This window comes from Streptomyces sp. NPDC048751, assembly GCF_043198595.1.
In the GTDB taxonomy this organism is placed as follows: domain Bacteria; phylum Actinomycetota; class Actinomycetes; order Streptomycetales; family Streptomycetaceae; genus Streptomyces.
This window is the reverse complement of sequence record NZ_JBICUX010000006.1, coordinates 502,473-527,956: the sequence shown is the minus strand read 5'-3', so window position 1 is coordinate 527,956 and position 25,484 is coordinate 502,473. Positions and strand designations below refer to the sequence as shown.

Genomic DNA, 25,484 nt, shown 5'->3' with positions numbered 1-25,484 from the left:
CATGGACGCCGACGTTCGCGACCTGTTCGCCGCGGTCCTGGAGGCCATCGACCTGCCGCACCCGGCCACGACCGGTGGCGCCGAGGTGCACGACCGGCTGCTGTCGGCCCGTGTGGTGCACGCTCGGGTGGCCCTGCGGAACCTGCTGGACGACGGCCCCGACCTCGGCCCGGCCTGGACCGCGAAGTACCTGCGTGAGCGGCTCGCCGAGCACCCGGTCACCGGCTACGTCACGGTCGACCAGGCGCACGCCGCGCTCGCCGAGGGCAAGTCCTGGTCCGAGGCCGTCACCCTCCCCGCTGGGGAGGACCGGTGAGCGCCAGCCGCACGGTGACCGTGCAGACCGACGACCACGGGCTCGTGACCCTCGACGAGCCGCACTGGTGCCTCGGGGAACACCCCGCCGAGGGATACCGGGCGGACATCACCCACGAGGGCGAGGAGTACCCGCTCGTCGTGCCGACGCCGTGCCACGGCGAGGTGCGTATCGCGCTGGCCTCCCTCGTACAGCGGCCGTTCTCCCCGTATGACGCCCGAATCCTGGCCGCGGTGGAGTTCGACGAGCTGCACGAGTACGACTCGGCGTCCCTCGCCGGCCTGCTCGACGCGCTCGTCGCCTGGGCGGTCGGCCCCGGGCACCTGCTCGTCGAGCGGCTGCAGCTGCTGGAAGGCGACGGGGGTGGTCAGCGGTGACCCGATCCCTGTTCCTCGCCCTGGTCCTGCCCCTGCTGCTCGCTGAGTGCGTCGCCCAGTTCGTCCTGCACGACCAGGCATGGGTGGACGTGTTCGCCCTGCTGGGGCTGGGCGTCATCGCCGTCCGGTGGATCCTCGGCCCGCAGGGAGACGACGAGCGGTGCTCGCCCGACTGCCCCAAGTGCGCCGAGTCGCTGACGGGAGACGAACTGTGAGCTCCCGCTGGCCCGTTCGCCGGCCGACCGAGCATGCCGCCCTGCGCGCGGTGTGCCGGTCGGCTCGGCCCCCCGCTTCTGTCCCCGCCCTGATGGCCGCCCTGGTCGACGCTGTCGACCGCAGCGACCGAGAGGGCATCTGCCTTGCCGCGCACCGTGTGGTGCGCGCCGCCGCCCCGGAGGTGGGCGAATGAGCACCGCGACTCTGTCCCCTGCTGCAGCCCCGGCCGCGACCGTTCCGGGATCGCCGGGTCCCGCTTCGGCTCCGACCCCGGCCGTTCCGGACGCGCCCGCCGAGACTTCGGACGGGGACGCCGCGGCTTCGGGCAAGGCGGCCCGCCGCTCCGGACGCGCCCTCACGGCCGTGTCCTCCGTGGGCGGTGTGATCCTCGCCGGAATCGGCTTCACCGGGTCCTACAACACGCTCAAGAACCTCGCCTTCAAGCACGGGTTCGGGCAGTTCTCCTACGCGTTCCCGATCGGCGTGGACGCCGGGATCGTCGTCCTGTACGCCCTGGACCTGTACCTGATCCGACGTCACACACCGTGGCCGATGCTGCGGACGCTGGCCCACCTGCTGACCGCCGCAACGATCGTGTTCAACGCGGCCGCCGCCGAGGGCCCGGTGTCCGCCGACCCCATCGGCACGGCCATGCACGCAGTGATCCCGCTGATGTTCATCGCCGCCGTGGAAGCCGCTCGTCGGCTCGTTGTGCGGGCGTCTGACATTGAGGCTGGGCGTGACAGTCAGACGATCCCGGCGGCCCGCTGGGTGCTGTCGCCGACCGTCACGACGGCGCTGTGGCGGCGCATGAAGCTGTGGAACAAGCGGTCCTACCTGGAGACCGTCAAGATCGAGCAGGAGCGCACCGTGTACGCGGCGATGCTTCAGCGCAAGTACGGCCGTGGCTGGCTCCGGCGGGCACAGGCTGACGAGATGCTGCCCCTGACAATGGCCAAGTACGGTCTGACAGTCGACGAGGCCCTCGACCTGCCGAGGCAGGCGAAGGAAGCCGAGCAGCTGCGCGCCGAGGAGAACGAGCGCCTGGAGCTCGAGGCCGAGGCGCGTGCCGAGCAGCGGGCGGCGGAGCGTCGTAAGGCCAGCATCCGCACGAAGAGTGACATCCGTGCCGCTGAGATCGCGGCGCAGGCCGAGGAGAACGCGGCCACGGCGCAGGCTCAGGCGACCGTCACGGAGGCTCAGGCGGCGGCCGAGGCGCAGGCCCGGGTCGCCCAGGAAGCCGCCCGTGCGGTTGAGTCGGCGGACGCTGCCGAAGCCCGGCGGCGCGCTGCCGAAGCCGAGCGGGACGCTGCCGAAGCGCGGGCCCGTGCTGCCGAGGTGAACGAGCGTGCCGCCGGAATGGAAGAGGCCACGTCCCTGGCGCGGCGTCGCGACGAGGAGAACAAGCGGCAGGCCGCCGCCCTCGAGGCGGAGCGCGTCCGCGCCGAGCAGGACGCCGCCGAAGCGAAGCAGCGCGCGGCCGAAGCGCGGGCCCGCGCCGCCGAAATCGAGCTCCGCGCGGTCGAAGCCGAAGACCTGCTGAAGCTGACGCCCCGGGAACGGGCCGCCCGGAAGATCGCCCGGATCGCCCTCACCCGGTACGCCGGCGACATCACCGCGCTGCCGCTGGCCGCCATCACCGAGGCGTTCGGAGTGTCCGAGTCGACCGCCTCCGAGTACCGCAAAGACGCCGCCGGACTCATCGCCGACGGCTACCGCATCTGACGAGAGAGGGGCATCCCGTGTACGGCTCCCGCCGCATGACCGTCATCTCGCACCTGGCCGGTGCCGCCGAACGCGTCACCCGCGCCGCCCGCCTGTTCGTTCACCTCACCACCCGACAGACCCGCTGGGGCGTGACCGACCTGTACGCGGCCGCCATGACCGCCCGCTTCATGGCCGCTCACGAACTGCTCGACAAGGCCGAGGCCCTGGTCGGCGACGACCCCGACATCGAGCTTCTGCACGTCAGCCAGCCGATCTGGTTCGGCACCACCACTCTTCACGAGGAGAACTGACGATGGCGACCCCCACCACTCCCAACGGCCAGGCCCCGTACAACTGGGCTGACGACGACGAGGACTTCGCGTCGAACCGTCTCCTCCAGGACCCGCCGCCGCAGCGCACCGGGCAGCAGGAGCCGCCGCAGGACCCGCGGCGGGACTGGGGGCACAGCGGGAACGGGCAGTCCCGGGCGGGCGAGATGGCCGGGGCGGCCGGAGCTGCGGCCGGCGGATTCCTCGGTGGCCTGGGCGGCTCGTTCGTGCCGCCGGTCACCGTCAACATCGGCGGCGGCAACGGCAACGGCGGCCGGGGCGGTGGAAACGGCGGCGGCGCGGGTGCGTCGGGCGGTGCGGCCGACCGGCACCAGGGCGACCGGCTGATCTACGCCGTGGAGCGGATCGAGATCCGCAACTCCAAGGACATCCTGGCGCTGGCCAAGGCGATCAACCACCTCGGGCGTGAGCTGCACCTGATCCTCGGGATGCGCGCGGAGGAGATCAACGGGGTGCTCAGCACCTACAAGGGCAAGTGGTACACCTTCGGCGCCTCCAGCCGCGTCAAGGCCCGTCTGGTCTCCGCCCACCTCAAGGTCAGCGCGGAGGCGGCGAAGGCGCTTGGGGTGGGCGCGCTGAAGATGGCGTACGCCATGAACCGGCACTTCATCAAGCCCGAGCAGGAGGCCCGGGCCCGGCGCAACGGCACCAAGCCCAAGAGCCGCGAGTTCACGGTGGAGGTGGACTGATGGCGCGCCGGAAGAACACCCAGGCCGCTGCGGCGGCGCCGGTGAACACGTCGACGGACATCGTGCCGGTCGGCCGGGGCGGGTTCCTCGGGCACGTCGTCGGTCACCTGGCGGGCAAGGCGCTGCCCTACCTGTCGCCGTGGGCCGCGTCCGCGACGCTGCCACCGCTGGCCGGGTGGGCGACGAACACGATGTGGGGCGGCGAGGCGATGTCGGCGGGGCTGGCGTCGGCCGCGCTGGCGGTCGGCGGGGCCGGCCTGTCGATGGTGGCGTGGAAGGCCACTCCGGCCGCGACGAAGTTCGGCGCGTTCCGCCGGGCGCAGGCGACCGCGGCCACGGCGGCCGGGATGGGCTGGCTGACGTGTGCGACGGCCGCCGGTCCCTTCGGGCATCCGCTGGTGGACCTGTGGCTGATCGGCGGCGGGCTGTTCGCCGCGTCGTGGAACGTGCGCCAGCTGATGCGCAACGGCGCCTCCGGCGACGTCGCCGAGGAGAACACGGGCGGTCTGGGCGCGCTCGCGGAGGCGATCGGCTGGGAGAAGGTCAAGGTCAAGGACGCCAAGGGTTCCGGCAAGGGCACCGTGAAGGCGGACCTGGAGGTGACCGGCGGCGCGACGATCGAGGACGTGCAGGCGACGACGAAGAAGGCCGCCGCCGTGCTGCACGTCCCGCCGTCCGGCGTGGTCGTCACCCCCGACCCGGACAACGGCGCGCACGGATCGCTGTCCCTGCGAGTGGCCGACCTGCTCAAGGACGGTGTCGAGTTCGTCCCGCCGGTGCGTCTGGGGCTGCTGCCCACCGAGGACATCCCGGTCGGCCTGTACGCCGACGGCGAGGTGTGGGTGCTCAACCCCTTCGAGGCGGACATCCTCCAGCACCTGATGGTGATGGGCGTGACCGGCGCGGGCAAGAGCGAGTTCTGCCGCACGGTGCTCACGCACCTGATGTGCCGCCGGAGGATGAGCATCTTCCTGGTGGACGTCGCCAAGGGACGGCAGACGGTCGGTCACATCAAGGCCGGTCTGGACTGGTTCATCACGGAGACCAAGGAGGCCAAGCGTCTGCTGAAGGCGCTCCCGGCCGCCATCAACGCCCGCGGCAACGTCCTGGCCGACGAGGGCCTGGACCAGTGGAGCCCCGAGTCCAGCCTGAACGCGGTGTGCGTGTGGCTGGAAGAGGCCGCCGACCTGGCGGATTTCGAGGAGCTGAACAAGATTGCCCGCGCGGCGCGGTCGGTCGGGATCTGGCTCGTGATCAGCCTCCAGCGCGCCACCTGGACCAACCTCAGCACCGACGTGCGCGCCAACCTCCAGGCCACGGCCTGCTTCGGCGTGGACGACCCGGGCGACGCGAGCTTCTGCCTGCCCGACCACGTCACGGCGGCCGGCGCCATCCCGGCATGGGGTTCCTTCCGGCCCGGCTACGCCTTCTCCACCGGCATGGGCATCCCGCAGGAGCGGTGGACCACCGAGGTGCGCTCCTCCCTGACCGACCGCGACTACCTGACCGCGCTCGTGGAGGCCGCCGCCGCCGTCCGTGACCCGCTGGACGACACCACCGCGCAGGCCTTGGGCCAGGCGTACGCGCAGCGCTCCCACCGGGGCACCAACCGCACCACTCCGGGCGCGGCCGACGCCGTTCCGGCAGCACTGGCCGCGATTCCGGGCCCGGCGCCCGTCCGTTCCGCCTACGTCCTGGAGGACGACACCGACATGTCCGAGATCGAGGAGGCCGCCGCCATGGAGCTCCAGGACGCCTACGACGAGGTCATGAGCGCCATCCCCGACGACCCCGAGCCCGACGCCGACTACGCCCACCTCCGCCTGGAGGACGACGTGCCCGACGTCGACGAGGACAGCGACATCGAGTTCGACGCCCAGGACCGGCCGTCGACCGAGGAGGCCCGGCACATCCTCTGCGTGGAGCTGGACGGCTTCGTGCAGCAGGGGCGCCTGGAGTTCGAGCCCGCCGACCTGATCCCCGCCGCCGTGGCGGCCGGCCGCAAGCGCCCCTGGCTCCAGGGCGAGCTGAAGCGGCTTGCCGAACTGGGCGTCATCCGCCGGGACGGGCACGGCGAGTACACGATCCTCGCCTCCCCGCTCCAGCCCGCCTAGCCGTCACCGTATGTGACGTCCTGACAGTCACGGCGCGGCCTGACTTCCGACAGTCAGGCCCGCCGGGGGCCTATAGGGAAGTCACGTGACTTCGGCCCTGACACCAGGTCTGACACCCCCTCTGACAGTCAGACCCACCCCACTCTGACAACTACCCGCCGTAGCGAATCCTGCAAGGAGTGACCGCCGTGACCCAGCTGCCCGACCCTCAGCAGCCCACCGTCGACCCGGTCGGGCAGCCCACCCCCGAGGACCGCGCCGAGGCCGCCCGCCTGCTCGCCGCCCTCGACCAGATCCCCACATCGTTCCGCGACGAGACGCCCGTACCCTCCATCGGCACCGCCCTGCCCGTGCCCCAGCCCGGTCGGCCGCCCATGAGCCAGGGCGCCACCGACGCCAGCGTCCTGATGCTCGCCGGAGCGGGATCCGTCTCCATGATCAGCGTGTCTGCCGGTGTCCTGATGTACCTGTCCCAGTACGCCGACCCGGTCGTCTGCGGCATCGTCCTCGGCGCGCCCACCGCTCTCGTGCTGGCCATCGCCCGCCTGGTCCGCAAGGCGAAGCACGCCACCCCGCCCGTGCACCATCACCACTACAAGGGCAACGTCCACCAGGACTACAGCACCACCACGACCAACACCCGCGGCGTGTGGGCAAAGACCCGCAACCAATTGCCGAAGTGACCCGAGGACGGGGTGCCGCGCGCCCTGACTGCGGCGGCTGACACTTCCTGGCACTCAGGAAGCTCGCCCCGGTCGGCCGGGAGACAGGAGGCCCAGTTCCCGAGCTCGGGCCGTCCATCGCTGGACGGTCCGAGGGGTCACTCCCTCCGCCTTCGCCAAGTCGGTGGCTGGCCTTGGGGAACTGGCCGCGACGCGCAGGTACCGCAGGGCGAGCCGTGCGTAGAAACGAGTGTCGTTCGGTCCCTCCGGGTTGCCGAGCGGCCCCTCATGAGCGTCCGGCCCCGCCATCATGGCGGCACTGATCGTGGCCTTCGCGTGAGCCTTCCGGGACCGCACCGCTGCCTCGATGGCGGCCAGCGGGAAGTTGCGCAGCTCGCCAATGCCAACCGCACCAGGGCCGGGGACGTAGACGCCGGTGATCACGATGCCGCTCTCGTCGAACCCCATCCGCAGCATGAGACGCCGACCGGTCGCAGCGTTCTCGATCAGATCCCATGACACCGGATCCTCGATGCCGGTCTGCAGGCCGGCCACGGCGTCCAGTTGCGTCGAGCTCTCCTGCTCGATGGGGGAGGCGACCACGCGCCACGGCTCCGGAAGGTCCTTGTCGGTAATCACGGGGCCGACGGTATGCCCGATACCAACGCCAGTCAACGTGGCTGCACAAACACGATGACGTCCTTGCGCAAACACGACACGACCCTGTACACCTGTGGTTGTCGTGATTGAACGAAAGCGACACGACACGTCTGGAGAGGCGTAGATGAACCTCGCGGAACGCATCGACAAGTACCTGACCACAGAAGAGGTAGCTCGCCGCTACCGCGTGGCAGCGGGCACCGTCCGCTACTGGCGGCACATCGGCTACCTGCCCGACGGCGTCAAGCGCGGCCGGCGCGTCCTGTACGACCCCGACGTCCTCGACCAGTGGGACGCAAAGCAGGCCGGAGGCGCCGCCGCATGACCACAAACGAAAACGGTCCCGAGATGCTGACATCACCTCGGGACCGTCACGACCAGCAAGCGGGCGGCAGCAGGTCTGTCCCCAGCTTGCCACACGGCCCGAGCAGTACGCAGCAGGCCGGTCTGTTCCCCGCCGACCCGCCCCTGCCCGTGGCCCGTCCCGTCCCCATGGAGACGTCCGGGCGGCTGGAGTTCGCCGTTCGCTGTCCTCAGTGCAAGGCATGGCACCGACACGTCGGGCTCGGACCTAAGGACGCCCCCTGTGGCGCCCATTATCGGCTTGAGTTCGCCAGTAAGAGGGCCGCCGCATGAGCCCCTGGCGGAGCGCCCTCGACAACGCGCTGCGGGCCGCAGCCCTCGGCTACCCCGTGTTCCCTCTCTCCCGAAACAAGGTGCCGGCCATCCCATCGCCGCACGTCCGCGGCCACAAGTGCCCAGGATTCACCACCTGCGGTGCACCCGGCCACGGCGTCGGCGACGCCACCACCGATGCCGCTGATGTCCGTCTCCTGTTTGACCACGCACCACGCGCGTCCGGGTACGGGGTCGCCTGCGGCGGCCGTCTCCGCCTCATCGGCCTGGACCTCGACCGAAAGAACGGCGTCGACGGAGTGGCCACCATCAACCGCCTGGCCGCTGAGAACGGGTTCACCATCCCGCTGGACACCTGGACCACCTGCACCCCGTCCGGTGGCTTCCATATCGGCCTTACCGCTCCCGAGGGCGCGGACGTACCGAACTCGGTGGGACGGCTAGGGCCCGGCGTCGACGTGCGCGGCACCCGCGGGTATCTCGTAGGCCCAGGCAGCGCGGGGAAAAACGGCGAGTACGTCTTTCACCCCCAACTCGGCTACGCCCCGCCCCAGCCCGCACCGCACGGGCTGCTGCAGCTGATCCTTCCCCCGCCGCCTCCGCCACGTCGTGAGCCCGCGCTACTGCGCACCCGCAGCGCTGCTCTCGACGGCCTTGTGCGGGTAGTCGTCGGCGCCCAGGAGGGCGAGCGCAACTCCAAGTTGTACTGGGCCGCAGCCAAGGCGTGGGCGCACGTAGGAGACGGACATCTCGGCGCCCTCGACGTCGAGACGGCCCTCGTTGACGCGGCTGTCAGCCGGGGACTGGCCGAGGCAGAGGCCCGCCGAACCATCGAATCCGCACGCCGCACCGTAAGGGCCGTCTCGTGACCGACACCATGACCCAAGAGGCCGCCGAGGCTGCCCAGGACGCCACGGAGGCTCCCAAGGAGTGGAGCGACAGCCGACTACTCCCCGAGAACGTTCGCCGGCCGTCCGGTTACGTCATCAACTACAGCGGCGTATACGGAGAAAAGCAGGTCAAGGACATCGTCATTCCCGTCCGCGTGGCATGGGCGCCCCTGGTTGTGCGCTCCATCTACATCGACCCGGCCGGGGACCAGGCCGTCGAGCTGGCCTGGCTCGACGGCGGCCGGCTCGTCACCCGGATCGTGCCGCGGTCGGTTGTGCGACGTGGCCGCATCCTGGTCGCGACCCTCGGCGACGCCGGCCTTCCCGTCATCGAGGCTGACGCCAAGCTCGCCGAGCGCTACCTGGCCGCCTTCGAGTCCATCAACCAGAAGGAGATCCCGCGGGTCCATCTCGCCCGGCAGTTGGGTTGGCAGGAGGACGGCACCTTCGTACTCGCCCAGGACACCCCGCACCGCGTAGAGGTGAAGTACGACGAGCAGAAGCCAGCCCTCGCGGCGCACGGCTCGGCAGGCACCTTCGACAGCTGGCAGGCCGCCATCAAGCGCATGGCCGAGTACCCAGCCGCACAGATGGCCCTGTATGCGTCGCTCGCCGCTCCACTGCTGCAGATCGTCGGTGTGAACTCCTTCACCGTCGACATCAGCGGCCGGTCGACCCGAGGCAAGACCACGGCCGCCATGGCAGGCATGAGCGTCTGGGCAGACCCCAGCGAGAAGGCAGACGGCATGTACTCGTGGCGGACCACGATGCTGGCCGCCGAGAAGCGCCTGAACCTGGTCAACGGCCTGCCCGTCGTCTTCGACGAGACGAAGCTGGTGCGCGACCCGGAGATGGTGCACGCCCTGCTCTACTCCATCCCCAAGAACCACGGCCAGGCCCGCGGCGGAGGCTGGCCGTCCGGCCTGCCCTGGCGAACCGTCATGATCTCCACTGGGGAACAGTCGGTCCTCACGTTCACCACCGATCAGGGCGCAGGCGCCCGCGTCCTCACGGTCAAGGAAGCACCGTTCGGCACCGACGGCGCCGACTCCTCGGCCGCCGCCATCGAGGTACGCGACGGCTGCAGCGAGAACTACGGCACGGCCGGCGCCCGGTACATCGAGCAGCTGTCCGAGCTCCTGGCCGAGAGCGGGAAGCGACGGCTCGTCTCCCGCCACAAGGAACTCACCGAAGCGCACCGGTACGACAGCGACATGTCGGCCCGCAGGGCGCCCATGGTGGCCTGTCTGGCGCTCGCCGCCGAACTGGCCCACGCATGGGACATCGTCCCCTTCAAGGCTCCGCAGATGCCCGTGTGGGAACGACTGTTCGCAGTCTCCGATCAGACGGACAACCGTGGGGAGATGGCCCTGGACGTCGTCCGGGAGTACGTGGCCGGACACGGCGCAGAACTGTGGAGCCCGCATACCAAGGAGAAGGCACCGTTCAGCGGATGGATCGGGCGCGACCTGCAGATCGACAAGACGCCCACGGTGGCCCTGCTACCGCAGCGCCTTCGGGAGATCCTCCAGCGCGCGAACTACGACCTGGACGCGGTCCTGCCCAGCTGGCTCGAGGCGAACGTCCTCGTGAAGAACACGAAGACCCGGCCAGCCCACTTGGTGCCCAAGAAGCTCGACGGTCGCCTCGCCCGGATGCTCGTCTTCACACCGGGCCAGATCGTCAGCACAGAAGTCGACCCTGACGACGGGGAGTGACAGATGCCCCTCTCGTCACAGAGAAGTCCCCCCTCTCTTCCGCCCAACTGCGTAACTCACCATCCCACCAACAAAACGGCAGGTCAGCGCACCGATCACCGGGTTACGCAGCCGTGCGTAACCCCGGACCCGACCGAGCCGGGTTACGCAGCCGTGCGTAACCCTCACCGCCGCAAAATCTGCAGGTCACAGCGCCGCGACAGGCACGCATGGAGGGTTACGCAGTTCTGCCCAACAGAGAGCCCGAATTCTCAGCACGGCACGTACAGGAGTAACCGACAGTGAGCCGCAAGCAGGACAAGAAGCGGAGCGGACGCACCTGCCGCCTCTGCCGCCAGTACGCCGGCAACAGGGCCGTCTGTTCTACGTGCAGTCCGAAGCGAGGCACCCGCCAGCACCGCGACAAGTACGCCCAGGAGGCGACCACATGACCGACCAGCCCCAGCCCGAAACCCCCAGCCAGCTCATGAACCGGCTCATCCGCGAAGCGCCCCGCCGCACCACCCGGCGGCAGATGGGCGACGTCATCCGCGGCGCCTGGAAGAAGACCACCGACAAGGAGACCCGCCGTGACTGACCGCCTGCCCTGCCCCCAGCTCTTCACCGGCCACGACAACGGGCACTACAGCCTGCCCGACGACGTCATCAAGGCCCGCGACACCCACACCGCCGCCGTCGCCATGCCCTACCCCCAGCCGCCCCGCAACAGCTGGGAGACCGTCCAAGACGTCGCCGTAGCCACCGCCGACGCCCTGCGCGACGGAACCGACCTCCCCGACGTCGCCCTCATCGAGCAGGCCCGCCAGGCAGAGCGCATCTACCAGGACGCCGTCGACATGATGGGCGCCGTGCTGGAGACCACCGGCAACCGGGTCAAGTCCGCCCTGCGCACCCACGCCCCCGCCATCCTCACCGGGTCCCTGCGCCCCGCCCTCGACGAGACGTGGAAGGCGTACAAGGACGCGCACCGCATCCTCGCCGAGCACGGCGACCACGAGCCGCGGCGCCTGCTCAACGCACCAGCCAAGGTCCGCAAAGCCTCCGACACCTGCGACCAGCTCGCCGCCCGGTACGAAGCCATCGCCGCCGCACGCGGCGACCTGTGGATCACGCTCGCGATCAGGTGCGAGGCAGACCCCAACGGCAAGTACACGCTCATCCGCAACTACCACGAGCTGCACGCCACCCGATGGGCCAACGTCCGCACGCCATGGCACGGACTGACCACGCGCCAGTACCTCGACTACATGGCCGCGAACGGCGGACAGCTGTGGCTGCCGACGCCCGACGAGCAGGCCAAGGCCGTCGACGCCGAGGCGCACCTCGGCAACCCCATGAAGCGAGCAGCCGGCTTCTGACCCACGGACTGGCGTCAAGGTCACCCGGCGCGGGCGCAGTAGGCCTACCCGCGTCGGGAGCCATGGCAGGAGAGCGAGTCTTCTCCTTTCCCTCGCAGAGACCCGGCCAGCGCCACGGCGGCCCGCGCGAGCTCACCGAGCACCGCGGGCCGCCAACACACAACGTGACCAGCAGCAACGCCACCCCAGGGGGAGACCCCCCGTCCAAGATCTCAGCCGGACCGCCGGGGAGGTGGCTCGGTATCCGCGATCCCAGATGGACTCAAGATCACCTCGGCCGGACGGCCGATCAGTCACTGAAAGTGAGGTGTGCCGGATGCCCGGACCTCTGCCCAACCCGGCCAAGGAGCGGTCCCGTTACACGGCCAGCCGTGGCAGCGAGCAGGCCGCCCGTAGCCGCCGCGTCATCGTCCTGCCCCCGGTGTGCTCGGACCCTGTGCCGGATCTGCCGCCCGGCCGGGAGTGGACGGATGCCGAGCGGGACATGTGGGAGACGCTGTGGACGGGCCCGCAGGCCAATGAGTGGGACGACTCGTTCATCATGGCCGTGGCGATGTACGTGTCTCACACGTTCGCCGTGCTGAGCTCCCGGGCCACGGCCTGGCACGCCCAGGAGGCGCGGCACCTCGGCGACCGTCTCGGCCTGACGCCGCAGGGCATGGCAGCGCTCGGCTGGCAGCTGGCGCCGTCGGATCCGGCGCCTGTCGTGCCGCTGCGGGGTGCCTGATGGTGTCGGCGAGGCGTGCGGCGCGCGCCGGCCTGGACCGTGTCCCCTCGGGTGATGACGCGCCCCCGGCCTGGTTCTGGCGGTTCCGCTGGACGGACTGGGGCTTCTCCGGTCCGCCGTCGAAGGCGAATCCGCTGGACTTCACCGAGGTGCACAAGGCCCGCAGTCTGTGGCACAGAGAGAGGGGCGACTGGATGCACGACCGCGGCTACGAGACTCTGCAGCAGGTGTATAACCGCTTCCGGCCGGAGGTTTCCTGATGGTGTCGCAGCGGCGCGCGGCGCGCGCGGGGATGGGCCGGCCGCCGGTCGAGGAGTCACCTCCGGAGTGGTTGTGGCGCTTCTCGCCGCAGGCTTGGGTGGACGAGCGGGCGTGTACGGGCGAGGACGCGACCGTGGCGGCCCTGGTGGCTGCTCGGCGCCGCTGGCGTGGGCAGCGGGATGCGTGGCTGGAGGAGCGCGGCCTGGTCGTGTGGGGGATGCGCGGTCTGTCTCACGACGAGTTCAAGCGGATCGAGCAGCAGGAGCCGCACCGCGTCCTACGCCGCCCGGATGCCTGACCGTGGGGGCGCACCCCCGCCTGCGCGCACACGGGACCGCGGGGGAGGGAAATCCGTGGCAGCGCCAATTGGAGCATTCTGATCAGCGGCGATACTGGCCGGGCCGGTCAGGTCACCGCGCGGCCGGCGTAGATGTCCCGGATCCGTTCACCGAGCGGCACGTAGACCAAATCGGCCTGGTGTGCCAGCTCGATGATGTGAATCTGGCTGCTGGCGTGCAGGAGAGCAGACTTCTCCGCCATGTAGCCCACAAGGGCCGCGGCAGCTTCCCTGATGTCGTCAGCCAGGATGAAACCCAGCTCGGCAGTCACCTTCGACATCTCGACTTGGAAGGCCTCGCCGGCTTCCACACGCCGCTGAGCAGTGTCATGGTCCCGAGCAGTGCTCCGTTGGGTGGCAATGTCCCAACGCACTGCGCCGTTGTAGTCGTAGAGCTTGTCAACGGCGTTTCGCACAAGCTGGTTGAACGCCACCAGGTGCTGCAGCTCGAACTCCTCGCGCCGCTGCCTCAGAGCGTCGGCAGCGTCGTCAGCCCGGTCCTTGCGCTGCCGACGGTAGGCCAGCCAGCCGTTCAACTGCGTTGCCAGGCCGCCGAGAAAGAACGCGGCAACACCCCACCAGAAGTTCCACCCCTCCATGGCGGGGAGTGTACGGCGAACGCCTGCACGTCAGGCGCCAGATCAGCAGCATGAAAGCGGGCGCGAGTCCATCAAGGCGCGCCGAAAGGAACGGTTATGGCGAGCAAGAGCATCAAGAAGAGGCCGAACGGTAAGTGGCGGGCCCGGTATCGGGACCTCGCCGGCAAGGAGCATGCGCGGCACTTCGACCGGAAGATCGACGGCGAGCGGTGGCTCGACGAGGTCACGGCCGCGCTGGTGACGGGTGACTACGTCGACCCCAAGGACAAGAAGCTGACGGTCGACCAGTGGTGCGACCTGTGGATCGAGTCCTATGCGAAACGCGAGTCGACGGTGCGACAGGCGAAGGTACACCTGGCGCAGATCCGCGAGGAGTTCGGCAAGCTGCCGCTGATGGCGGTCGACGAGATGGCCGTGAAGCGGTGGATGGCCCGGCTGCTGCGGGCGGGCGTCTCTCAGTCCTACCGGTTCGCCCTGCACAGTCGACTGTCCCAGGTGATGCGGGCCGCGGTGCGGGCGAAGAAGATTACGGCGAACCCGTGCTCACGGGAGACCTCACCGGGCGGGGGTAAGCAGCGGCCCTATGTCTGCACGGACGCGCAGTTGTGGCAGCTGTACGAGGCGGCCGAGGAGAAGTACCGGCCTGCGATTCTGCTGGGGGCGTTCGCCGGCCTGCGCACGGCGGAAGCGTGTGGGCTGCGCCTGGTCGACGTCGATCTCGACGCCCAGACGGTGACGCCAGCGGTGCAGTACCCGGCGAAGCCGCTGAAGACCGAGTCGAGCATGGCGTCCGTGCCGATTCCGGACGTGTTCGTCGGGGAGCTGAAGCGGCTGCTCGACGGGCGCGCGGGTGAGTGGGTCCTGCTCGACGGCGATGGCACCCAGCTGGGGCCGTGGAAGGTCGAGCGGCACATGCGCCGGATCCGCAAGCAGGTCCCCGGGCTGTCTCCGCAGTTCCGGTTCCACGATCTGCGGCACTACTACGCGAGCATGCTGATCGCGTCCGGCGCCGATGTGAAGGTGGTGCAGCAGCGGCTGCGGCACTCGAAGGCCACGACGACGCTGAACACATACGGTCACCTCTGGCCCGACTCGGACCAGTCGACGAGGGCCGCTGTCGAGCGCGCCATGGGACCTTTGATCGCTAACGCTGCGGACCCTCTGCGGACTGTTGGAGAGTCCGCAGAGAGTCCGGGCAGCTCAGAGCCTAGTTAGGGCCTACACGTCGAAGTAGAGCTCGAACTCGTGCGGGTGCGGACGCAGCTGCAGCGGGGCGATCTCGTTCGCGCGCTTGAAGTCGATCCACGTCTCGATCAGGTCGGACGTGAAGACGTCACCGGCGAGCAGGAACTCGTGGTCGCGCTCGAGCGAGTCGAGGACGGCCGGGAGCGAGGTCGGGACCTGCGCCACGCTCGCGTGCTCCTCGGGAGCCAGCTCGTAGAGGTCCTTGTCGATCGGCTCGGCCGGCTCGATCTTGTTCTTGATGCCGTCCAGGCCCGCGAGCAGCAGCGCGGAGAACGCCAGGTACGGGTTGCCGGAGGAGTCGGGCGCGCGGAACTCGACGCGCTTGGCCTTCGGGTTCGAGCCGGTGATCGGGATACGCATGGCCGCGGAGCGGTTGCGCTGCGAGTACACCAGGTTGATCGGCGCCTCGAAGCCCGGGACCAGACGGTGGTACGAGTTCACCGTCGGGTTGGTGAAGGCGAGCAGCGACGGGGCGTGCTTGAGGATGCCGCCGATGTAGTAGCGGGCGGTGTCCGACAGGCCCGCGTAACCGGCCTCGTCGTAGAACAGCGGGTCGCCGCTGCTCCACAGGGACTGGTGGACGTGCATGCCCGAGCCGTTGTCACCGAAGATCGGCTTCGGCATGAAGGTCGCGGTCTTGCCGTTGCGCCAGGCGACGTTCTTCACGATGTACTTGAAGAGCTGGAGGTCGTCGGCGGCGGCGAGCAGCGTGTTGAACTTGTAGTTGATCTCGGCCTGGCCGGCGGTGCCCACCTCGTGGTGCTGACGCTCGACCTGGAGACCGGCCTTGCCCAGCTCCAGCGAGATCTCGGCGCGCAGGTCCGCGAAGTGGTCGACCGGCGGGACCGGGAAGTAGCCGCCCTTGTAGCGGACCTTGTAACCACGGTTGTCCTCGAGGGCGCCGGTGTTCCAGGCACCCGCCTCGGAGTCGATGTGGTAGAAGGACTCGTTCGCGCTGGTGGCGAAGCGGACCGAGTCGAAGACGTAGAACTCGGCCTCGGGACCGAAGTACGCCGTGTCGGCGATACCGGTGGAGGCGAGGTAGGCCTCGGCCTTCTTGGCCACGTTGCGCGGGTCACGGGAGTACTGCTCGCCCGTGATCGGGTCGTGGATGAAGAAGTTGATGTTGAGGGTCTTGTCCCGGCGGAAGGGGTCGACGCGGGCGGTCGACAGGTCCGCGCGGAGCGCCATGTCGGACTCGTGAATGGCCTGGAAACCACGGATCGAGGATCCGTCGAAGGCGAGCTCGTCGTCCGGGTCGAACGCCTCTACGGGCACCGTGAAGTGCTGCATCACGCCCGGCAGGTCGCAGAAGCGGACGTCAATGAACTTGACGTCCTCGTCCGCGATGAACTTCTTGGCCTCGTCGGCGTTCTGGAACATCCAGCTCCTCCTACTCCCGGCCGTTCCCGTGCCGGGGTGGTAGTTCGTTCGTGCGGCCAGTGCGGTGGCACACGCTGACCCCGACCCTAGGGACGGGTGGTTTCTCGGGCGTGACTCATTTGTTTCGCAGAAGTTAACCGGCTTCGTTCCACCGTAGCCCCTGGGTACCCCGCCTTCCCAGGGGCATATACGGGCGCAGTACCTTGGACGGGTGGACAACAGGCAAGCAATCGGATCGTGGCTTTCCGGGCCCCGCGCGGCCGCGGAAGAGGCGGGTGCCGACTTCGGATACCGGGGCGAGCAGCTCGGTCTGCCGGAGGAGGGACCAGGTTCGATCGCCCGTCCCGGCCGTCGGCTGGGCGCCCTGGCCGTGGACTGGGGCCTGTGCCTCTTGATCGCATACGGCCTGATCACCCAGAGCTATCACGACGCCGCGCAGGTCTGGGCGCCGATCATCCTCTTCGTGCTGATGGTCCTGACCGTCGGCACGATCGGCTTCACCCCGGGCAAGCGCCTCTTCGGCCTGCGGGTGGTCGCCCTCGACACCGGCACGGTCAACCCGCTGCGCGCCCTGCTGCGCACGGTTCTGCTCTTCCTCGCCATCCCGCCCCTGATCTGGGACCGCGACGGCCGAGGTCTCCACGACCGGCTGGCGCGGACCGTGGAAGTGCGGGTCTAGCACATACCTGGAAGCGGATCAGCACATACGTAGAAGTTCCAGCGCATACGTAGAAGTTCCAGCGCATACGTAGAAGAGGGCGCCCGGAGTGATCCGGGCGCCCTCTTTCTGTCTTGCGAGGATTCTGTCTCGCGAGGAAGGTCAGCGCGTCTTCGGGCCGCCGCGCGGCATGCGCATGCCCTTGGGCATCGGGCCCTTCGGCAGTGGCATGTTGCTCATCAGGTCGCCCATGGCGCGCAGCCGGTCGTTGGTCACCGTGACCTGCGGGCCGCTCAGCACGCGGGGGAACTTCAGCATGGTCGTGCGCAGCTTCTTCAGCGGCACCTGCCCGTCGCCCGTGCCGACGATCACGTCGTGCACCGGCACGTCCGAGACGATACGGGCCATCTTCTTCTTCTCGGCGGCCAGCAGGGACTTCACCCGGTTGGGGTTGCCCTCGGCGACCAGCACGATGCCGGCCTTGCCGACGGCGCGGTGCACCACGTCCTGGCTGCGGTTCATCGCCACCGCGGGGGTCGTCGTCCAGCCCCGGCCGATGTTGTCCAGCACGGCCGCAGCGGCGCCCGGCTGGCCCTCCATCTGCCCGAAGGCGGCCCGCTCGGCCCGGCGCCCGAACACGATCGCCATCGCGAGGAAGGCGAGCAGGAGGCCCAGGATGCCTAGATAGATGGGGTGACCGATCAAGAAACCGATCGCGAGGAAGACACCGAAGGTGACGATTCCGACAGCCGCGAGTACAAGACCGATCTTCTTGTCGGCCTTGCGGGTCATCTTGTAGGTCAGGGCGATCTGCTTGAGTCGCCCAGGGTTCGCAGCGTCCGCTGCCGTGTCCTTCCTCGCCATGCCACGAAGTCTACGTGGCCCCACAAGTGCCGACGACGGCAGTGCCCGCGGGGCGGGCGGAGGAGGGGTTCAGGGGCGGGCGTCGAGCAGCTGGACCTGGTCGAGGACGCGCTGCGCCTCGACCCTGTCCTTGGCGCGGCGGCGGTCCTCCAGGACGGAGGTCCACGCGTTGCGGCGGGCGGTGGCCTGGCCGCTGCTCATGAGCAGCGACTCGACGGCGCGGAGTGCGGTGGTGAAGGACGGGATCGCGGTGGCGCGAACGGGCGCGGCCTGCATGGTGGTGGTCCCCCTCGGTCAGCCCTGGGACGGGAGTACGTGCTGTGAGTTCAGCGTCACTCATTGGTGTTACCAGGGCGTGACCGACCGGTCAAACACCCATGAAGCCTTGATTTGACAGTCCTGAACGCCGGACGCGGCCCCGACGTATGTCCTCATCTGCGAGGACGGTCGGGACCGCGTCGAATCGGACACTACTGGCGAGTAGGGGCTTGTGCGCGAATTCACACGCTTGTCGCACGCGTGGTTGGGCAGGGCGGGTGACGCTTTGTCGGGCAGGTCACACGGCCTGAGCGGCGACGGACGTGTCCCGCTTCTCCATGGCCATCCGGTAGAGGCGACCCGCGCGGTACGAGGAACGCACCAGCGGGCCGGACATCACGCCGGAGAAGCCGATCTGCTCGGCCTCCTGCTGCAGCTCCACGAACTCGTGCGGCTTGACCCAGCGCTCCACGGGGTGGTGGCGCACGGAGGGGCGCAGGTACTGCGTGATGGTGACCAGCTCGCAGCCCGCCTCGTGCAGCTGCCTCAGCGCCTCGCTGACCTCCTCGCGGGTCTCGCCCATGCCGAGGATCAGGTTCGACTTGGTGACCAGGCCGTAGTCGCGGGCCTCGGTGATGACCTTCAGGGAGCGCTCGTAGCGGAAGCCGGGGCGGATGCGCTTGAAGATCCGGGGGACCGTCTCGACGTTGTGCGCGAAGACCTCGGGGCGGGAGGCGAAGACCTCCTCCAGCAGCTCCGGCACGGCGTTGAAGTCGGGGGCGAGGAGCTCGACCTTGGTGTGGCCGCCCTCGCGGCCCGCGGTCTGCTGGTGGATCTGGCGGACCGTCTCGGCGTACAGCCAGGCGCCGCCGTCCTCCAGGTCGTCGCGGGCGACGCCGGTGATGGTGGCGTAGTTGAGGTCCATGGTGACCACGGACTCACCCACGCGCCGCGGCTCGTCACGGTCGAGCGCCTCGGGCTTGCCGGTGTCGATCTGGCAGAAGTCGCAGCGCCGGGTGCACTGGTCGCCGCCGATGAGGAAGGTCGCCTCGCGGTCCTCCCAGCACTCGTAGATGTTGGGACAGCCGGCTTCCTGGCAGACCGTGTGCAGCCCCTCGCTCTTCACGAGCTTCTGCATGGCGGTGTACTCGGGACCCATTTTCGCCCGGGTCTTGATCCACTCGGGCTTGCGCTCGATGGGGGTCTGGCTGTTGCGGACCTCCAGGCGCAGCATCTTGCGTCCGTCGGGTGCGACTGCGGACACGACCGGCTCCCTAGCGATTGATTCTTCGGCGTGGTCAAGGGTACGCCCGTTGATTTGAATGCCCGGCGTCGGTGCTGGCCCTGCTGGGGGCTGCCGCCCCCAGGCCCCCGCTTCGGCCCTGAACGGGCCTCGTCCTCAAACGCCGGACGGGCTGACGGTCGCCGGTGTCTTCTCGATCACCCGCGGTTGCAGGTCCGCGTTGCCCAGGACGTCGGCCAGGTGGCGCTCGACGATCGGCAGCACCTCTTCGATGGTGACCTCGCGGCCCAGTTCGTGGGAGAGGGAGGTGACGCCCGCGTCGCGGATGCCGCAGGGGATGATCTTGTCGAAGTTGGATGTGTCCGGGTTCACGTTCAGGGCGAAGCCGTGCATGGTGACGCCCTTGGCGACCCGGATGCCCATGGCGCAGATCTTGCGGTCCTCGCGGCGCTGGCCCGCGTTGGAGGGGGCGTACTCGGGGCCGTTGAGGCGGGGGTCGAACTCGTCGTCGGTCAGCCGGGGGTCGAAGTCGAGGGACAGGCCGCCGAGGGCGGGGCGCTGTTCCACCGGGTCGCCGAGGACCCAGACGCCGGCCCGGCCCTCCACCCGGCTGGTCTCCACGCCGAACTCCGCGCAGACGCGGATCATCGCGTCCTCGAGGCGGCGCAGGTGCGCCACGACGTCCACCGGGCGCGGGAGCTTCTGGATGGGGTAGCCGACCAGCTGGCCCGGGCCGTGCCAGGTGATCTTGCCGCCGCGGTCCACGTCGACGACCGGGGTGCCGTCCAGAGGGCGCTCGCTGTCGGTGGTGCGACGGCCGGCCGTGTAGACCGGGGGGTGCTCCAGGAGCAGGACGGTGTCGGGGATCTCGTCGGCGAACCGCGCCGCGTGCACCCGGCGCTGTTCGTCCCACGCCTCCTGGTACTCGACGAGCTCCGATCCGAACCCCATACGGACGAACCGCACCTCACTCACGGCAAGCCCCTCCCTCGCGACGGGTGTGTCAGGCACGTAGCGCGCCCAAGCCACTGTACGTCCGGCCCTCGCGCGTCAGCGTCGGGGGCAATCCTCACACGATCGGATGAATGAACGTCGAAGTGTGCGATCGACTGCTTACGCTCAGCTACATTCGCGCCGTTCACGAGGCCATAAGGGCTGCTCACAGGCAATCCGGGCACTTCAGAGCCCGGAAGGCAGGAGACCGCACCGCACCATGACGGAACGACCCGCGCAGCGCACCCCCAACCGCCAGCTCGCCGCGCTCATCGCAGAAGCCGGGTTCTCCAACGCGGGTCTGGCCCGTCGCGTCGACCAGCTCGGTCTCGAACACGGGCTGGACCTGAGATACGACAAGACGTCCGTCACCCGGTGGCTGCGCGGACAACAGCCCCGGGGCACCACCCCCGCCCTCATCGCCGAGGTCTTCACCCGCCGCCTCGGCCGCCGTCTCACCGCCCAGGACCTCGGCCTGGACGCGTGCGCGCCCGTCTACGCGGGACTGGAGTTCGCCGCCACCCCCGAGGAGGCCGTCGACATCGTCAGCGGGCTGTGGCGCAAGGACTCCGGCAGCCACGCCGAGCTGCGCAAGATCGCGTTCACCCCGGCCGGGCTCGTCGTCCCCAGCCGCGACTGGCTGATCGGGCGGGCCGACGAACGGGTGGCCCGCGGCGAGGCGGCCTCCGCCAAGCCCTTGGCCGCGCCCGAGTCGACAGCCCCCAGGGTGCCCGCCCAGGGGCGTCTCGCGCCCAGGCTCCCGGCGGTGCCCGAACAGGGGGCGCCCGCCATGCCGCGACAGCGCGGGCAGGCCGAGCGCGGCCCCGGCCAGAAGGTCACCGGTGGTGACATCGCGGCGCTGCGCTCGGTCGGCGAGCTGTTCCGCACCCTCGACAACGCCTACGGCGGCGGCCACGCCCGCCAGGCCCTCGTGCGCTACCTGGAGCACGAGTGCGAGCCGATGCTGCGCGGCACCTACGGCGAACAGACGGGCCGCCGCCTGTTCGCGGCCGCCGCCGACCTCACCCGGCTCGCCGGCTGGACGTCGTTCGACATCGCCGCGCACGGCCTCGCCCAGCGCTACTTCGTCCAGTCCCTGCGGCTCGCCCAGGCCGCCGCGGACCGGGCGTACGGCTCCTACGTCCTGGTCACCATGAGCCGCCAGGCCGTCTACCTCGGACACGGGCGCGAGGCGGTGCAGCTCGCGCGCGTGGCCCAGCAGGGCGTCGGCACCAACGCCCCGCCCGTCGTCCAGGCGCTGCTGCACGCGGCGGAGGCACGTGGGCACGGGGTGCTCGGCGAGGTGCGGGCCTGCACCGCCTCACTCGTACGGGCCGAGCGCGCCCTGGAGGTGGCCCGGCCCGGCGACGAGGTGCCGTACTGGGGGCGCTGCTTCGACGAGGCGCAGCTCGCCGACGAGTTCGGGCACTGCCACCGCGACCTCCAGCAGTTCCGCGCGGCCGCCCAGCACGCCGAACGCTCCCTCCAGCTGCGCGCCCCCGGCTACGCCCGCAGCCGCCTCTTCTGCCGTGTCGTCCTCGCCTCCGCCCGCCTCGGCCTCGGCGAACTCGACCAGGCCTGCCAACTCGGCGCGGAGGCCGCCGGCCAGGCCGCCGAGATGCGCTCGGTCCGCGCGATCGAGTACGTCCGCGACTTCGAACGCAGGCTGGAGCCCTACAAGGACGCGGCACCGGTACGGGGATACCGGGACAAGGTGGCGGCGCTGGGGTGATCGACTCCCGCACCGGGTGAGGTTCCCCGCTGCCCCACCCGTCTCCGCCACCGCGGCGGCCGGCCACGGCGGCGGGGACGGCGTGCCGAACTCGCCGGAGGCGCCGGGCGGGCGGCGCCGGCTCGCGCCGCGTCGCCCGTGACTCCTCTCCGATACGGCGGCGGGGTCCGGCGGTGCCGAACGTGCCGGGAGCTCGTCGGGTGGGTGGTGTGGGCTCGCCGCGCCGCCCGTGTGCCGCTCCTTGCCGTAGCAACCGGTGCGCCGTTGGGCGTCGCAACCCCGGGCCGTCGCAAGCTCCCTTTCCGCCGCGGCGGCGTCCAGCCACGGCGTCGGGGGCCGGCGGTGCCGAACTCGCCGGGGGCGTCGGGTGGTTGGGCGCCGCGACCCCCGGCCGCCGCGAAGCACCTCTCCGCCGCGGCGGCGCCCAGCCACCGCGGCGGGGACCGGCGGTGTTGAACCGGTCGGGGCCGGGTTGTGTTCATGCTGCCCTGGGGACACTCCTCGGGGGCTCGGCCACGTGCATCGAACCCGCCGCTCCCAGGTCCGCCAGGATCGCCGCGGCGGCGCGGTGGGCCGAGTGCAGTGCGCCTTGGACGGTGCTGGTGTCGCGGTGGTCGCCGCAGACGTACAGGCCCGCCAGGAGGCGTACCGGACGCCGGTGGTCGTGCGGTGGGCGCATCGCCGGGACGGCCTCGGGGGTGTGGTGCACGGCGAGGGTCTCCCAGCGGGTGGTGGAGGTGCCGTACAGCCGGGAGAGGTGCCGTCGGACGGCGGTGTCGATCTCGGTCGGCGGCACGCCCAGGACCGTCGACGAGACCAGGGCCCGGCCGGCGGGTGCCCGGGTGGGGTCGACCCGGCTGACCACCGTGGTGTGCGCCACGGGGCCGCCGCGGTCCGCGTCGAGGAGCAGCGACGCGCCCGTCTGCGGCGGTTCGTCCGTCGTGTGGTGGACGACCGTCACGGGGTGGAAGTCCGGCACGCGCAGGCCCGGCAGCAGCGTCGCGGCGGTGCGCGCGTCCGTGGCCACGAGCACGGCACGGCAGCGGAACTCGCCGTGCTCGGCGGTCGTCACCGCGGTCGTGGCGACCGAGGTGACCCGCACCCCGGTGTGCACGGTGCCATGCGGCAGCGTCCGCGCGAGCAGCTCCGGCAGCACCTCTGCCCCGCCCTCCGGCACGCACAGCCGCCCCGAGGCGAAGGCGCGCAGGGCCAGGTCGGCGCACCGGCTCGATGTCGTCAGATCCGGGTCGCACAGCAGGCTCGCGAGCAGCGGACGCAGGAAGCCGTCGACCGTACGGGCGGGCAGGCCACGCGCGGCCAGCGCCTCCCGCGCGGAGGACTCCGGGCGGGACAGCAGCCGTTCCACGGGCACGGCCGCGATCCGGCCGAGCGCCGCACCGAGCCGGGCCTGGTCGACGGCGGTGCCCCACGGAGGCGCCGGACGGGCCGCCTTGGTCAGCGAGGTCGGCCGGGGCCGCTGCGCCGAACGGGGGGCGCTTGCGAGGGCGCGCACCGCATGCAGTGCGCCCCTGGCACCCCGCCCGGGCACCTGCGCACCCGCGCGGTGCCGGCGTCCGTCGCTGTGAAGGAGGACTCCTGGCGCGAAGGGACGCAGCACGAGCGCGTCCAGCCCCCCGGCCAGGCGTAGTTCGGGATACGACGTGGACAACAGCTGGCCCACGCGGTCGAGGCGGAAGCCGTCGACCTTCTCGGTCGCCATCCGGCCGCCCACGTAAGGGGCGGCCTCCAGGACGGCGGTTGTCACACCTGCGCTGTTCAGCCGATGCGCCGCCGAGAGTCCGGCCACCCCGGCTCCCACGATGACGACGTCTGCCTGGTACGCGGGCTCAAGCACGTGCCCCTCCTCGAGGTTGCGCGGCAGGTGGGGACGTGATGCCCCCAACAGCCGTCCGGGATACCCGAGTTCGGATCGAGGTTAGGGCCGTGATCGGTCAGATGCAGTCGCGCATCGACAGGGCACGGTCGCACGGCGGTCGCATATGGTCGCAGGGGCTGTCACGCCGCCCGGATGGCATCCTCGATCCCCGGAAACGCGAAAGTGAACCCGGACCCCAGCAGCCGCGTGGGCAGCACCCGCTGACTGCCGAGCACGTCCCCGGCCATCTCCCCGAGCACGCCCCGCAGCACCGGCGCCGGCACCGCGAACAGCGTCGGCCGGTGCAGCACCCGCCCCATCGCCTCCGTGATCTCACGGTTGGTCAGCGGCCGCGGAGCGGTCAGGTTGAACGGCCCCGACAGGTCGTCCCGGTCCAGGAGATGACGGATCGCCGCGACCTCGTCGTGCAGTGAGATGTACGACCAGTACTGCCGCCCGTCACCCAGCCGCCCGCCGAGTCCCGCCTGGAAGAGCGGGAACAGCTTCCCCCAGGCCCCGCCACCACGCGCCACCACCAGCCCGGTCCGTGTGAACACCGTACGGGCACCCGCCTCACGCGCGGGCGCCGCGGCACCCTCCCACTCCACGCACAGCGAGGGCAGGAAACCCTCCCCGGGGGGCGCGCTCTCGTCGACCTCCCGGTCCCCGGTCTCCCCGTAGAAGCCCATCGCGCTGCCGTTCACGAACACCCGCGGCGGCTCGTCCAGCGAGGCGACCGCACCCGCGAGCGCCGCCGTGCCGAGCACCCGGCTGTCGCGGACCCGCTTCTTGTACGCCTCGGTCCAGCGCCGGTCGCCCACGCCGGCCCCCGCCAGATTGACCACGGCGTCACACCCGGTGAGCCCGGCCGCGTCCACCGACCCGCGCTCGGGATCCCACCGGACCTCGTCCGGGCCCCGGGGCGCACCGCGGACGAGGCGCACCACCTCGTGCCCGTCCGCGGTCAGTGACCGCACCAGTGCGCTGCCGATGAGACCGGACGCGCCCGCCACCGCGATTCTCCTGAGTTCCATGAGGGCCATCCTGCCTGGGCGAGCCCCGCGAAATCCCGTAGGGGCACCCCGGTGGTTGTGCTTAGGGTGACCTCCATGCCCGAACCCGAGGAACCCCGCATACGCGTCGCCGGCCTCGCGGACGAGGACGCGCTGGCCTCACTGGACCGCGCCACCTGGTCCCCGCTGCACGCCGTCTCGCCCCAGCCGCAGCCGCCGTACTCGCCCTTCTTCGACGAACGCCATGACCCCGAGGACCACCTGGTCGCCGTACTCGACGGCCGCGTCGTCGGCTACGTCCGGCTGGCCTTCCCGACGGGGCTCGCCTGCAACGCGCACGTCCGGCAGATCCAGGGCCTGGCCGTCGCCGAGGAGGCCCGCGGGCGCGGTGTCGGACGGGCGCTCATCCGCGCGGCCGTCGAGGAGTCCCGCCGGCGCGGCGCCCGCCGCCTCACGCTGCGCGTCCTCGGCCACAACACCCCCGCGCGCAGGCTCTACGAGGCCGAGGGCTTCGTGGTGGAGGGGGTCCTGCCGGAGGAGTTCCTCCTGGCCGGCGAGTACGTCGACGACGTGTTCATGGGCCGCTCGCTGGTGTGAGGCGA

The 25,484-nt window shown here is 70.6% G+C and carries 29 protein-coding genes; 20 read left to right on the top strand and 9 right to left on the bottom strand.

Features of this window, described 5'->3' with window-relative positions; genetic code table 11:
* Position 1 precedes the first annotated feature (1 nt).
* The 8 genes from ACGFNV_RS22205 (at position 2) to ACGFNV_RS22170 (ending at position 6,452) form a co-directional block, all read left to right on the top strand.
* Entirely contained in the window at positions 2-316 is a 315-nt protein-coding gene (locus ACGFNV_RS22205; RefSeq protein ID WP_393624677.1) for a hypothetical protein, read from the top strand.
* Positions 313-693: a DUF6907 domain-containing protein gene (locus ACGFNV_RS22200; protein ID WP_393624676.1), complete on the top strand. Its 381-nt coding sequence runs from the start codon at positions 313-315 to the stop codon at positions 691-693. Before ACGFNV_RS22205 ends, ACGFNV_RS22200 begins: the two co-directional genes overlap by 4 nt.
* The gene (locus ACGFNV_RS22195; protein ID WP_393624675.1) at positions 690-908 is read left to right on the top strand and encodes a hypothetical protein; all 219 of its coding nucleotides are present in this window, start codon (positions 690-692) and stop codon (positions 906-908) included. The genes ACGFNV_RS22200 and ACGFNV_RS22195 overlap by 4 nt, the downstream gene beginning before the upstream one ends.
* A gap of 190 nt (positions 909-1,098) precedes the next feature.
* The gene (locus ACGFNV_RS22190) at positions 1,099-2,634 is read left to right on the top strand and encodes a DUF2637 domain-containing protein (protein WP_393624674.1); all 1,536 of its coding nucleotides are present in this window, start codon (positions 1,099-1,101) and stop codon (positions 2,632-2,634) included.
* 17 nt (positions 2,635-2,651) lie between these two features.
* A complete protein-coding gene (locus ACGFNV_RS22185; protein WP_393624673.1) occupies positions 2,652-2,927 on the top strand; it encodes a hypothetical protein in 276 nt (91 codons plus the stop codon).
* 2 nt (positions 2,928-2,929) lie between these two features.
* Positions 2,930-3,655, top strand: coding sequence for a hypothetical protein (locus tag ACGFNV_RS22180; protein WP_393624672.1), 726 nt, complete (start codon positions 2,930-2,932; stop codon positions 3,653-3,655).
* Positions 3,655-5,769 (top strand): FtsK/SpoIIIE domain-containing protein, encoded by a 2,115-nt coding sequence (locus tag ACGFNV_RS22175; RefSeq protein WP_393624671.1) that lies wholly within the window; start codon positions 3,655-3,657, stop codon positions 5,767-5,769. The genes ACGFNV_RS22180 and ACGFNV_RS22175 overlap by 1 nt, the downstream gene beginning before the upstream one ends.
* 188 nt (positions 5,770-5,957) lie before the next feature.
* The gene (locus ACGFNV_RS22170) at positions 5,958-6,452 is read left to right on the top strand and encodes a hypothetical protein (RefSeq protein WP_393624670.1); all 495 of its coding nucleotides are present in this window, start codon (positions 5,958-5,960) and stop codon (positions 6,450-6,452) included.
* Between the two features lie 54 nt (positions 6,453-6,506).
* Here ACGFNV_RS22170 and ACGFNV_RS22165 read toward each other — a convergent pair whose 3' ends face one another.
* Positions 6,507-7,070 (bottom strand): hypothetical protein, encoded by a 564-nt coding sequence (locus ACGFNV_RS22165; protein WP_393624669.1) that lies wholly within the window; start codon positions 7,068-7,070, stop codon positions 6,507-6,509.
* A 145-nt stretch (positions 7,071-7,215) separates the two neighbouring features.
* Between ACGFNV_RS22165 and ACGFNV_RS22160 the strand changes: the two genes are divergently transcribed.
* The 8 genes from ACGFNV_RS22160 (at position 7,216) to ACGFNV_RS22125 (ending at position 12,979) form a co-directional block, all read left to right on the top strand.
* Positions 7,216-7,416 carry a helix-turn-helix domain-containing protein gene (locus ACGFNV_RS22160; RefSeq protein ID WP_393624668.1) on the top strand — a complete coding sequence of 67 codons (201 nt, stop codon included), beginning with the start codon at positions 7,216-7,218 and terminating at the stop codon, positions 7,414-7,416.
* A 307-nt stretch (positions 7,417-7,723) separates the two neighbouring features.
* Entirely contained in the window at positions 7,724-8,596 is an 873-nt protein-coding gene (locus tag ACGFNV_RS22155) for a bifunctional DNA primase/polymerase (RefSeq protein ID WP_393624667.1), read from the top strand.
* A complete protein-coding gene (locus tag ACGFNV_RS22150) occupies positions 8,593-10,335 on the top strand; it encodes a DUF927 domain-containing protein (RefSeq protein ID WP_393624666.1) in 1,743 nt (580 codons plus the stop codon). Before ACGFNV_RS22155 ends, ACGFNV_RS22150 begins: the two co-directional genes overlap by 4 nt.
* Positions 10,336-10,762: 427 nt before the next feature.
* Complete coding sequence (locus ACGFNV_RS22145) at positions 10,763-10,912, top strand: hypothetical protein (protein ID WP_393624665.1); 150 nt, start codon at positions 10,763-10,765, stop codon at positions 10,910-10,912.
* On the top strand, positions 10,905-11,693 hold the full coding sequence (locus ACGFNV_RS22140) for a hypothetical protein (RefSeq protein ID WP_393624664.1): 789 nt from the start codon (positions 10,905-10,907) through the stop codon (positions 11,691-11,693). The genes ACGFNV_RS22145 and ACGFNV_RS22140 overlap by 8 nt, the downstream gene beginning before the upstream one ends.
* Before the next feature lie 316 nt (positions 11,694-12,009).
* Positions 12,010-12,420, top strand: a complete 411-nt coding sequence (locus tag ACGFNV_RS22135) for a hypothetical protein (RefSeq protein WP_393624663.1) — start codon at positions 12,010-12,012, stop codon at positions 12,418-12,420.
* Entirely contained in the window at positions 12,420-12,680 is a 261-nt protein-coding gene (locus tag ACGFNV_RS22130) for a hypothetical protein (RefSeq protein ID WP_393624662.1), read from the top strand. The genes ACGFNV_RS22135 and ACGFNV_RS22130 overlap by 1 nt, the downstream gene beginning before the upstream one ends.
* Positions 12,680-12,979, top strand: a complete 300-nt coding sequence (locus ACGFNV_RS22125) for a hypothetical protein (protein ID WP_393624661.1) — start codon at positions 12,680-12,682, stop codon at positions 12,977-12,979. The genes ACGFNV_RS22130 and ACGFNV_RS22125 overlap by 1 nt, the downstream gene beginning before the upstream one ends.
* Before the next feature lie 107 nt (positions 12,980-13,086).
* On the opposite strand, the gene ACGFNV_RS22120 is transcribed toward ACGFNV_RS22125, so the two are convergent.
* Positions 13,087-13,617: a hypothetical protein gene (locus tag ACGFNV_RS22120; RefSeq protein WP_393624660.1), complete on the bottom strand. Its 531-nt coding sequence runs from the start codon at positions 13,615-13,617 to the stop codon at positions 13,087-13,089.
* A gap of 96 nt (positions 13,618-13,713) precedes the next feature.
* Between ACGFNV_RS22120 and xerC the strand changes: the two genes are divergently transcribed.
* Entirely contained in the window at positions 13,714-14,832 is a 1,119-nt protein-coding gene (gene xerC / locus ACGFNV_RS22115; protein ID WP_393624659.1) for a tyrosine recombinase XerC, read from the top strand.
* A gap of 3 nt (positions 14,833-14,835) precedes the next feature.
* Here the strand turns inward: xerC and glnA are convergent, their stop codons facing one another.
* Entirely contained in the window at positions 14,836-16,245 is a 1,410-nt protein-coding gene (gene glnA, locus ACGFNV_RS22110) for a type I glutamate--ammonia ligase (RefSeq protein WP_393624658.1), read from the bottom strand.
* 211 nt (positions 16,246-16,456) lie between these two features.
* On the opposite strand from glnA, the gene ACGFNV_RS22105 reads away from it, so the two are divergent.
* On the top strand, positions 16,457-16,924 hold the full coding sequence (locus tag ACGFNV_RS22105) for an RDD family protein (protein ID WP_393624657.1): 468 nt from the start codon (positions 16,457-16,459) through the stop codon (positions 16,922-16,924).
* 141 nt (positions 16,925-17,065) lie between these two features.
* Here the strand turns inward: ACGFNV_RS22105 and ACGFNV_RS22100 are convergent, their stop codons facing one another.
* From ACGFNV_RS22100 to lipB, 4 genes are all read right to left on the bottom strand, one after another.
* The gene (locus tag ACGFNV_RS22100) at positions 17,066-17,767 is read right to left on the bottom strand and encodes a DUF4191 domain-containing protein (RefSeq protein ID WP_393624656.1); all 702 of its coding nucleotides are present in this window, start codon (positions 17,765-17,767) and stop codon (positions 17,066-17,068) included.
* Between the two features lie 69 nt (positions 17,768-17,836).
* Positions 17,837-18,043 (bottom strand): hypothetical protein, encoded by a 207-nt coding sequence (locus ACGFNV_RS22095; RefSeq protein WP_133926825.1) that lies wholly within the window; start codon positions 18,041-18,043, stop codon positions 17,837-17,839.
* Between the two features lie 280 nt (positions 18,044-18,323).
* Positions 18,324-19,289, bottom strand: coding sequence for a lipoyl synthase (gene lipA, locus ACGFNV_RS22090; RefSeq protein WP_393624655.1), 966 nt, complete (start codon positions 19,287-19,289; stop codon positions 18,324-18,326).
* A 135-nt stretch (positions 19,290-19,424) separates the two neighbouring features.
* Complete coding sequence (gene lipB / locus ACGFNV_RS22085) at positions 19,425-20,243, bottom strand: lipoyl(octanoyl) transferase LipB (RefSeq protein WP_393624654.1); 819 nt, start codon at positions 20,241-20,243, stop codon at positions 19,425-19,427.
* 238 nt (positions 20,244-20,481) lie between these two features.
* Between lipB and ACGFNV_RS22080 the strand changes: the two genes are divergently transcribed.
* Complete coding sequence (locus ACGFNV_RS22080; RefSeq protein WP_393624653.1) at positions 20,482-21,993, top strand: regulator; 1,512 nt, start codon at positions 20,482-20,484, stop codon at positions 21,991-21,993.
* A gap of 478 nt (positions 21,994-22,471) precedes the next feature.
* Here the strand turns inward: ACGFNV_RS22080 and ACGFNV_RS22075 are convergent, their stop codons facing one another.
* Both ACGFNV_RS22075 and ACGFNV_RS22070 read right to left on the bottom strand, forming a co-directional pair.
* Positions 22,472-23,848, bottom strand: coding sequence for an NAD(P)/FAD-dependent oxidoreductase (locus tag ACGFNV_RS22075; RefSeq protein ID WP_393624652.1), 1,377 nt, complete (start codon positions 23,846-23,848; stop codon positions 22,472-22,474).
* Between the two features lie 161 nt (positions 23,849-24,009).
* Positions 24,010-24,903 (bottom strand): TIGR01777 family oxidoreductase, encoded by an 894-nt coding sequence (locus ACGFNV_RS22070; RefSeq protein WP_393624651.1) that lies wholly within the window; start codon positions 24,901-24,903, stop codon positions 24,010-24,012.
* A gap of 75 nt (positions 24,904-24,978) precedes the next feature.
* Between ACGFNV_RS22070 and ACGFNV_RS22065 the strand changes: the two genes are divergently transcribed.
* A complete protein-coding gene (locus ACGFNV_RS22065; protein ID WP_393624650.1) occupies positions 24,979-25,479 on the top strand; it encodes a GNAT family N-acetyltransferase in 501 nt (166 codons plus the stop codon).
* The last annotated feature ends 5 nt before the right edge of the window (positions 25,480-25,484 follow it).

What these genes read in the sequence shown, in the direction of transcription:
- ACGFNV_RS22205 (WP_393624677.1), top strand. Translation starts at nt 2, where the DNA reads ATGGACGCCGACGTTCGCGACCTGTTCGCCGCGGTCCTGGAGGCCATC.
- ACGFNV_RS22190 (WP_393624674.1), top strand. Translation starts at nt 1,099, where the DNA reads ATGAGCACCGCGACTCTGTCCCCTGCTGCAGCCCCGGCCGCGACCGTT.
- ACGFNV_RS22180 (WP_393624672.1), top strand. Translation starts at nt 2,930, where the DNA reads ATGGCGACCCCCACCACTCCCAACGGCCAGGCCCCGTACAACTGGGCT.
- ACGFNV_RS22175 (WP_393624671.1), top strand. Translation starts at nt 3,655, where the DNA reads ATGGCGCGCCGGAAGAACACCCAGGCCGCTGCGGCGGCGCCGGTGAAC.
- ACGFNV_RS22160 (WP_393624668.1), top strand. Translation starts at nt 7,216, where the DNA reads ATGAACCTCGCGGAACGCATCGACAAGTACCTGACCACAGAAGAGGTA.
- ACGFNV_RS22155 (WP_393624667.1), top strand. Translation starts at nt 7,724, where the DNA reads ATGAGCCCCTGGCGGAGCGCCCTCGACAACGCGCTGCGGGCCGCAGCC.
- ACGFNV_RS22145 (WP_393624665.1), top strand. Translation starts at nt 10,763, where the DNA reads ATGACCGACCAGCCCCAGCCCGAAACCCCCAGCCAGCTCATGAACCGG.
- ACGFNV_RS22135 (WP_393624663.1), top strand. Translation starts at nt 12,010, where the DNA reads ATGCCCGGACCTCTGCCCAACCCGGCCAAGGAGCGGTCCCGTTACACG.
- ACGFNV_RS22130 (WP_393624662.1), top strand. Translation starts at nt 12,420, where the DNA reads ATGGTGTCGGCGAGGCGTGCGGCGCGCGCCGGCCTGGACCGTGTCCCC.
- ACGFNV_RS22125 (WP_393624661.1), top strand. Translation starts at nt 12,680, where the DNA reads ATGGTGTCGCAGCGGCGCGCGGCGCGCGCGGGGATGGGCCGGCCGCCG.
- ACGFNV_RS22120 (WP_393624660.1), bottom strand. Translation starts at nt 13,617, where the DNA reads ATGGAGGGGTGGAACTTCTGGTGGGGTGTTGCCGCGTTCTTTCTCGGC.
- xerC (WP_393624659.1), top strand. Translation starts at nt 13,714, where the DNA reads ATGGCGAGCAAGAGCATCAAGAAGAGGCCGAACGGTAAGTGGCGGGCC.
- glnA (WP_393624658.1), bottom strand. Translation starts at nt 16,245, where the DNA reads ATGTTCCAGAACGCCGACGAGGCCAAGAAGTTCATCGCGGACGAGGAC.
- ACGFNV_RS22100 (WP_393624656.1), bottom strand. Translation starts at nt 17,767, where the DNA reads ATGGCGAGGAAGGACACGGCAGCGGACGCTGCGAACCCTGGGCGACTC.
- ACGFNV_RS22095 (WP_133926825.1), bottom strand. Translation starts at nt 18,043, where the DNA reads ATGCAGGCCGCGCCCGTTCGCGCCACCGCGATCCCGTCCTTCACCACC.
- ACGFNV_RS22080 (WP_393624653.1), top strand. Translation starts at nt 20,482, where the DNA reads ATGACGGAACGACCCGCGCAGCGCACCCCCAACCGCCAGCTCGCCGCG.
- ACGFNV_RS22070 (WP_393624651.1), bottom strand. Translation starts at nt 24,903, where the DNA reads ATGGAACTCAGGAGAATCGCGGTGGCGGGCGCGTCCGGTCTCATCGGC.
- ACGFNV_RS22065 (WP_393624650.1), top strand. Translation starts at nt 24,979, where the DNA reads ATGCCCGAACCCGAGGAACCCCGCATACGCGTCGCCGGCCTCGCGGAC.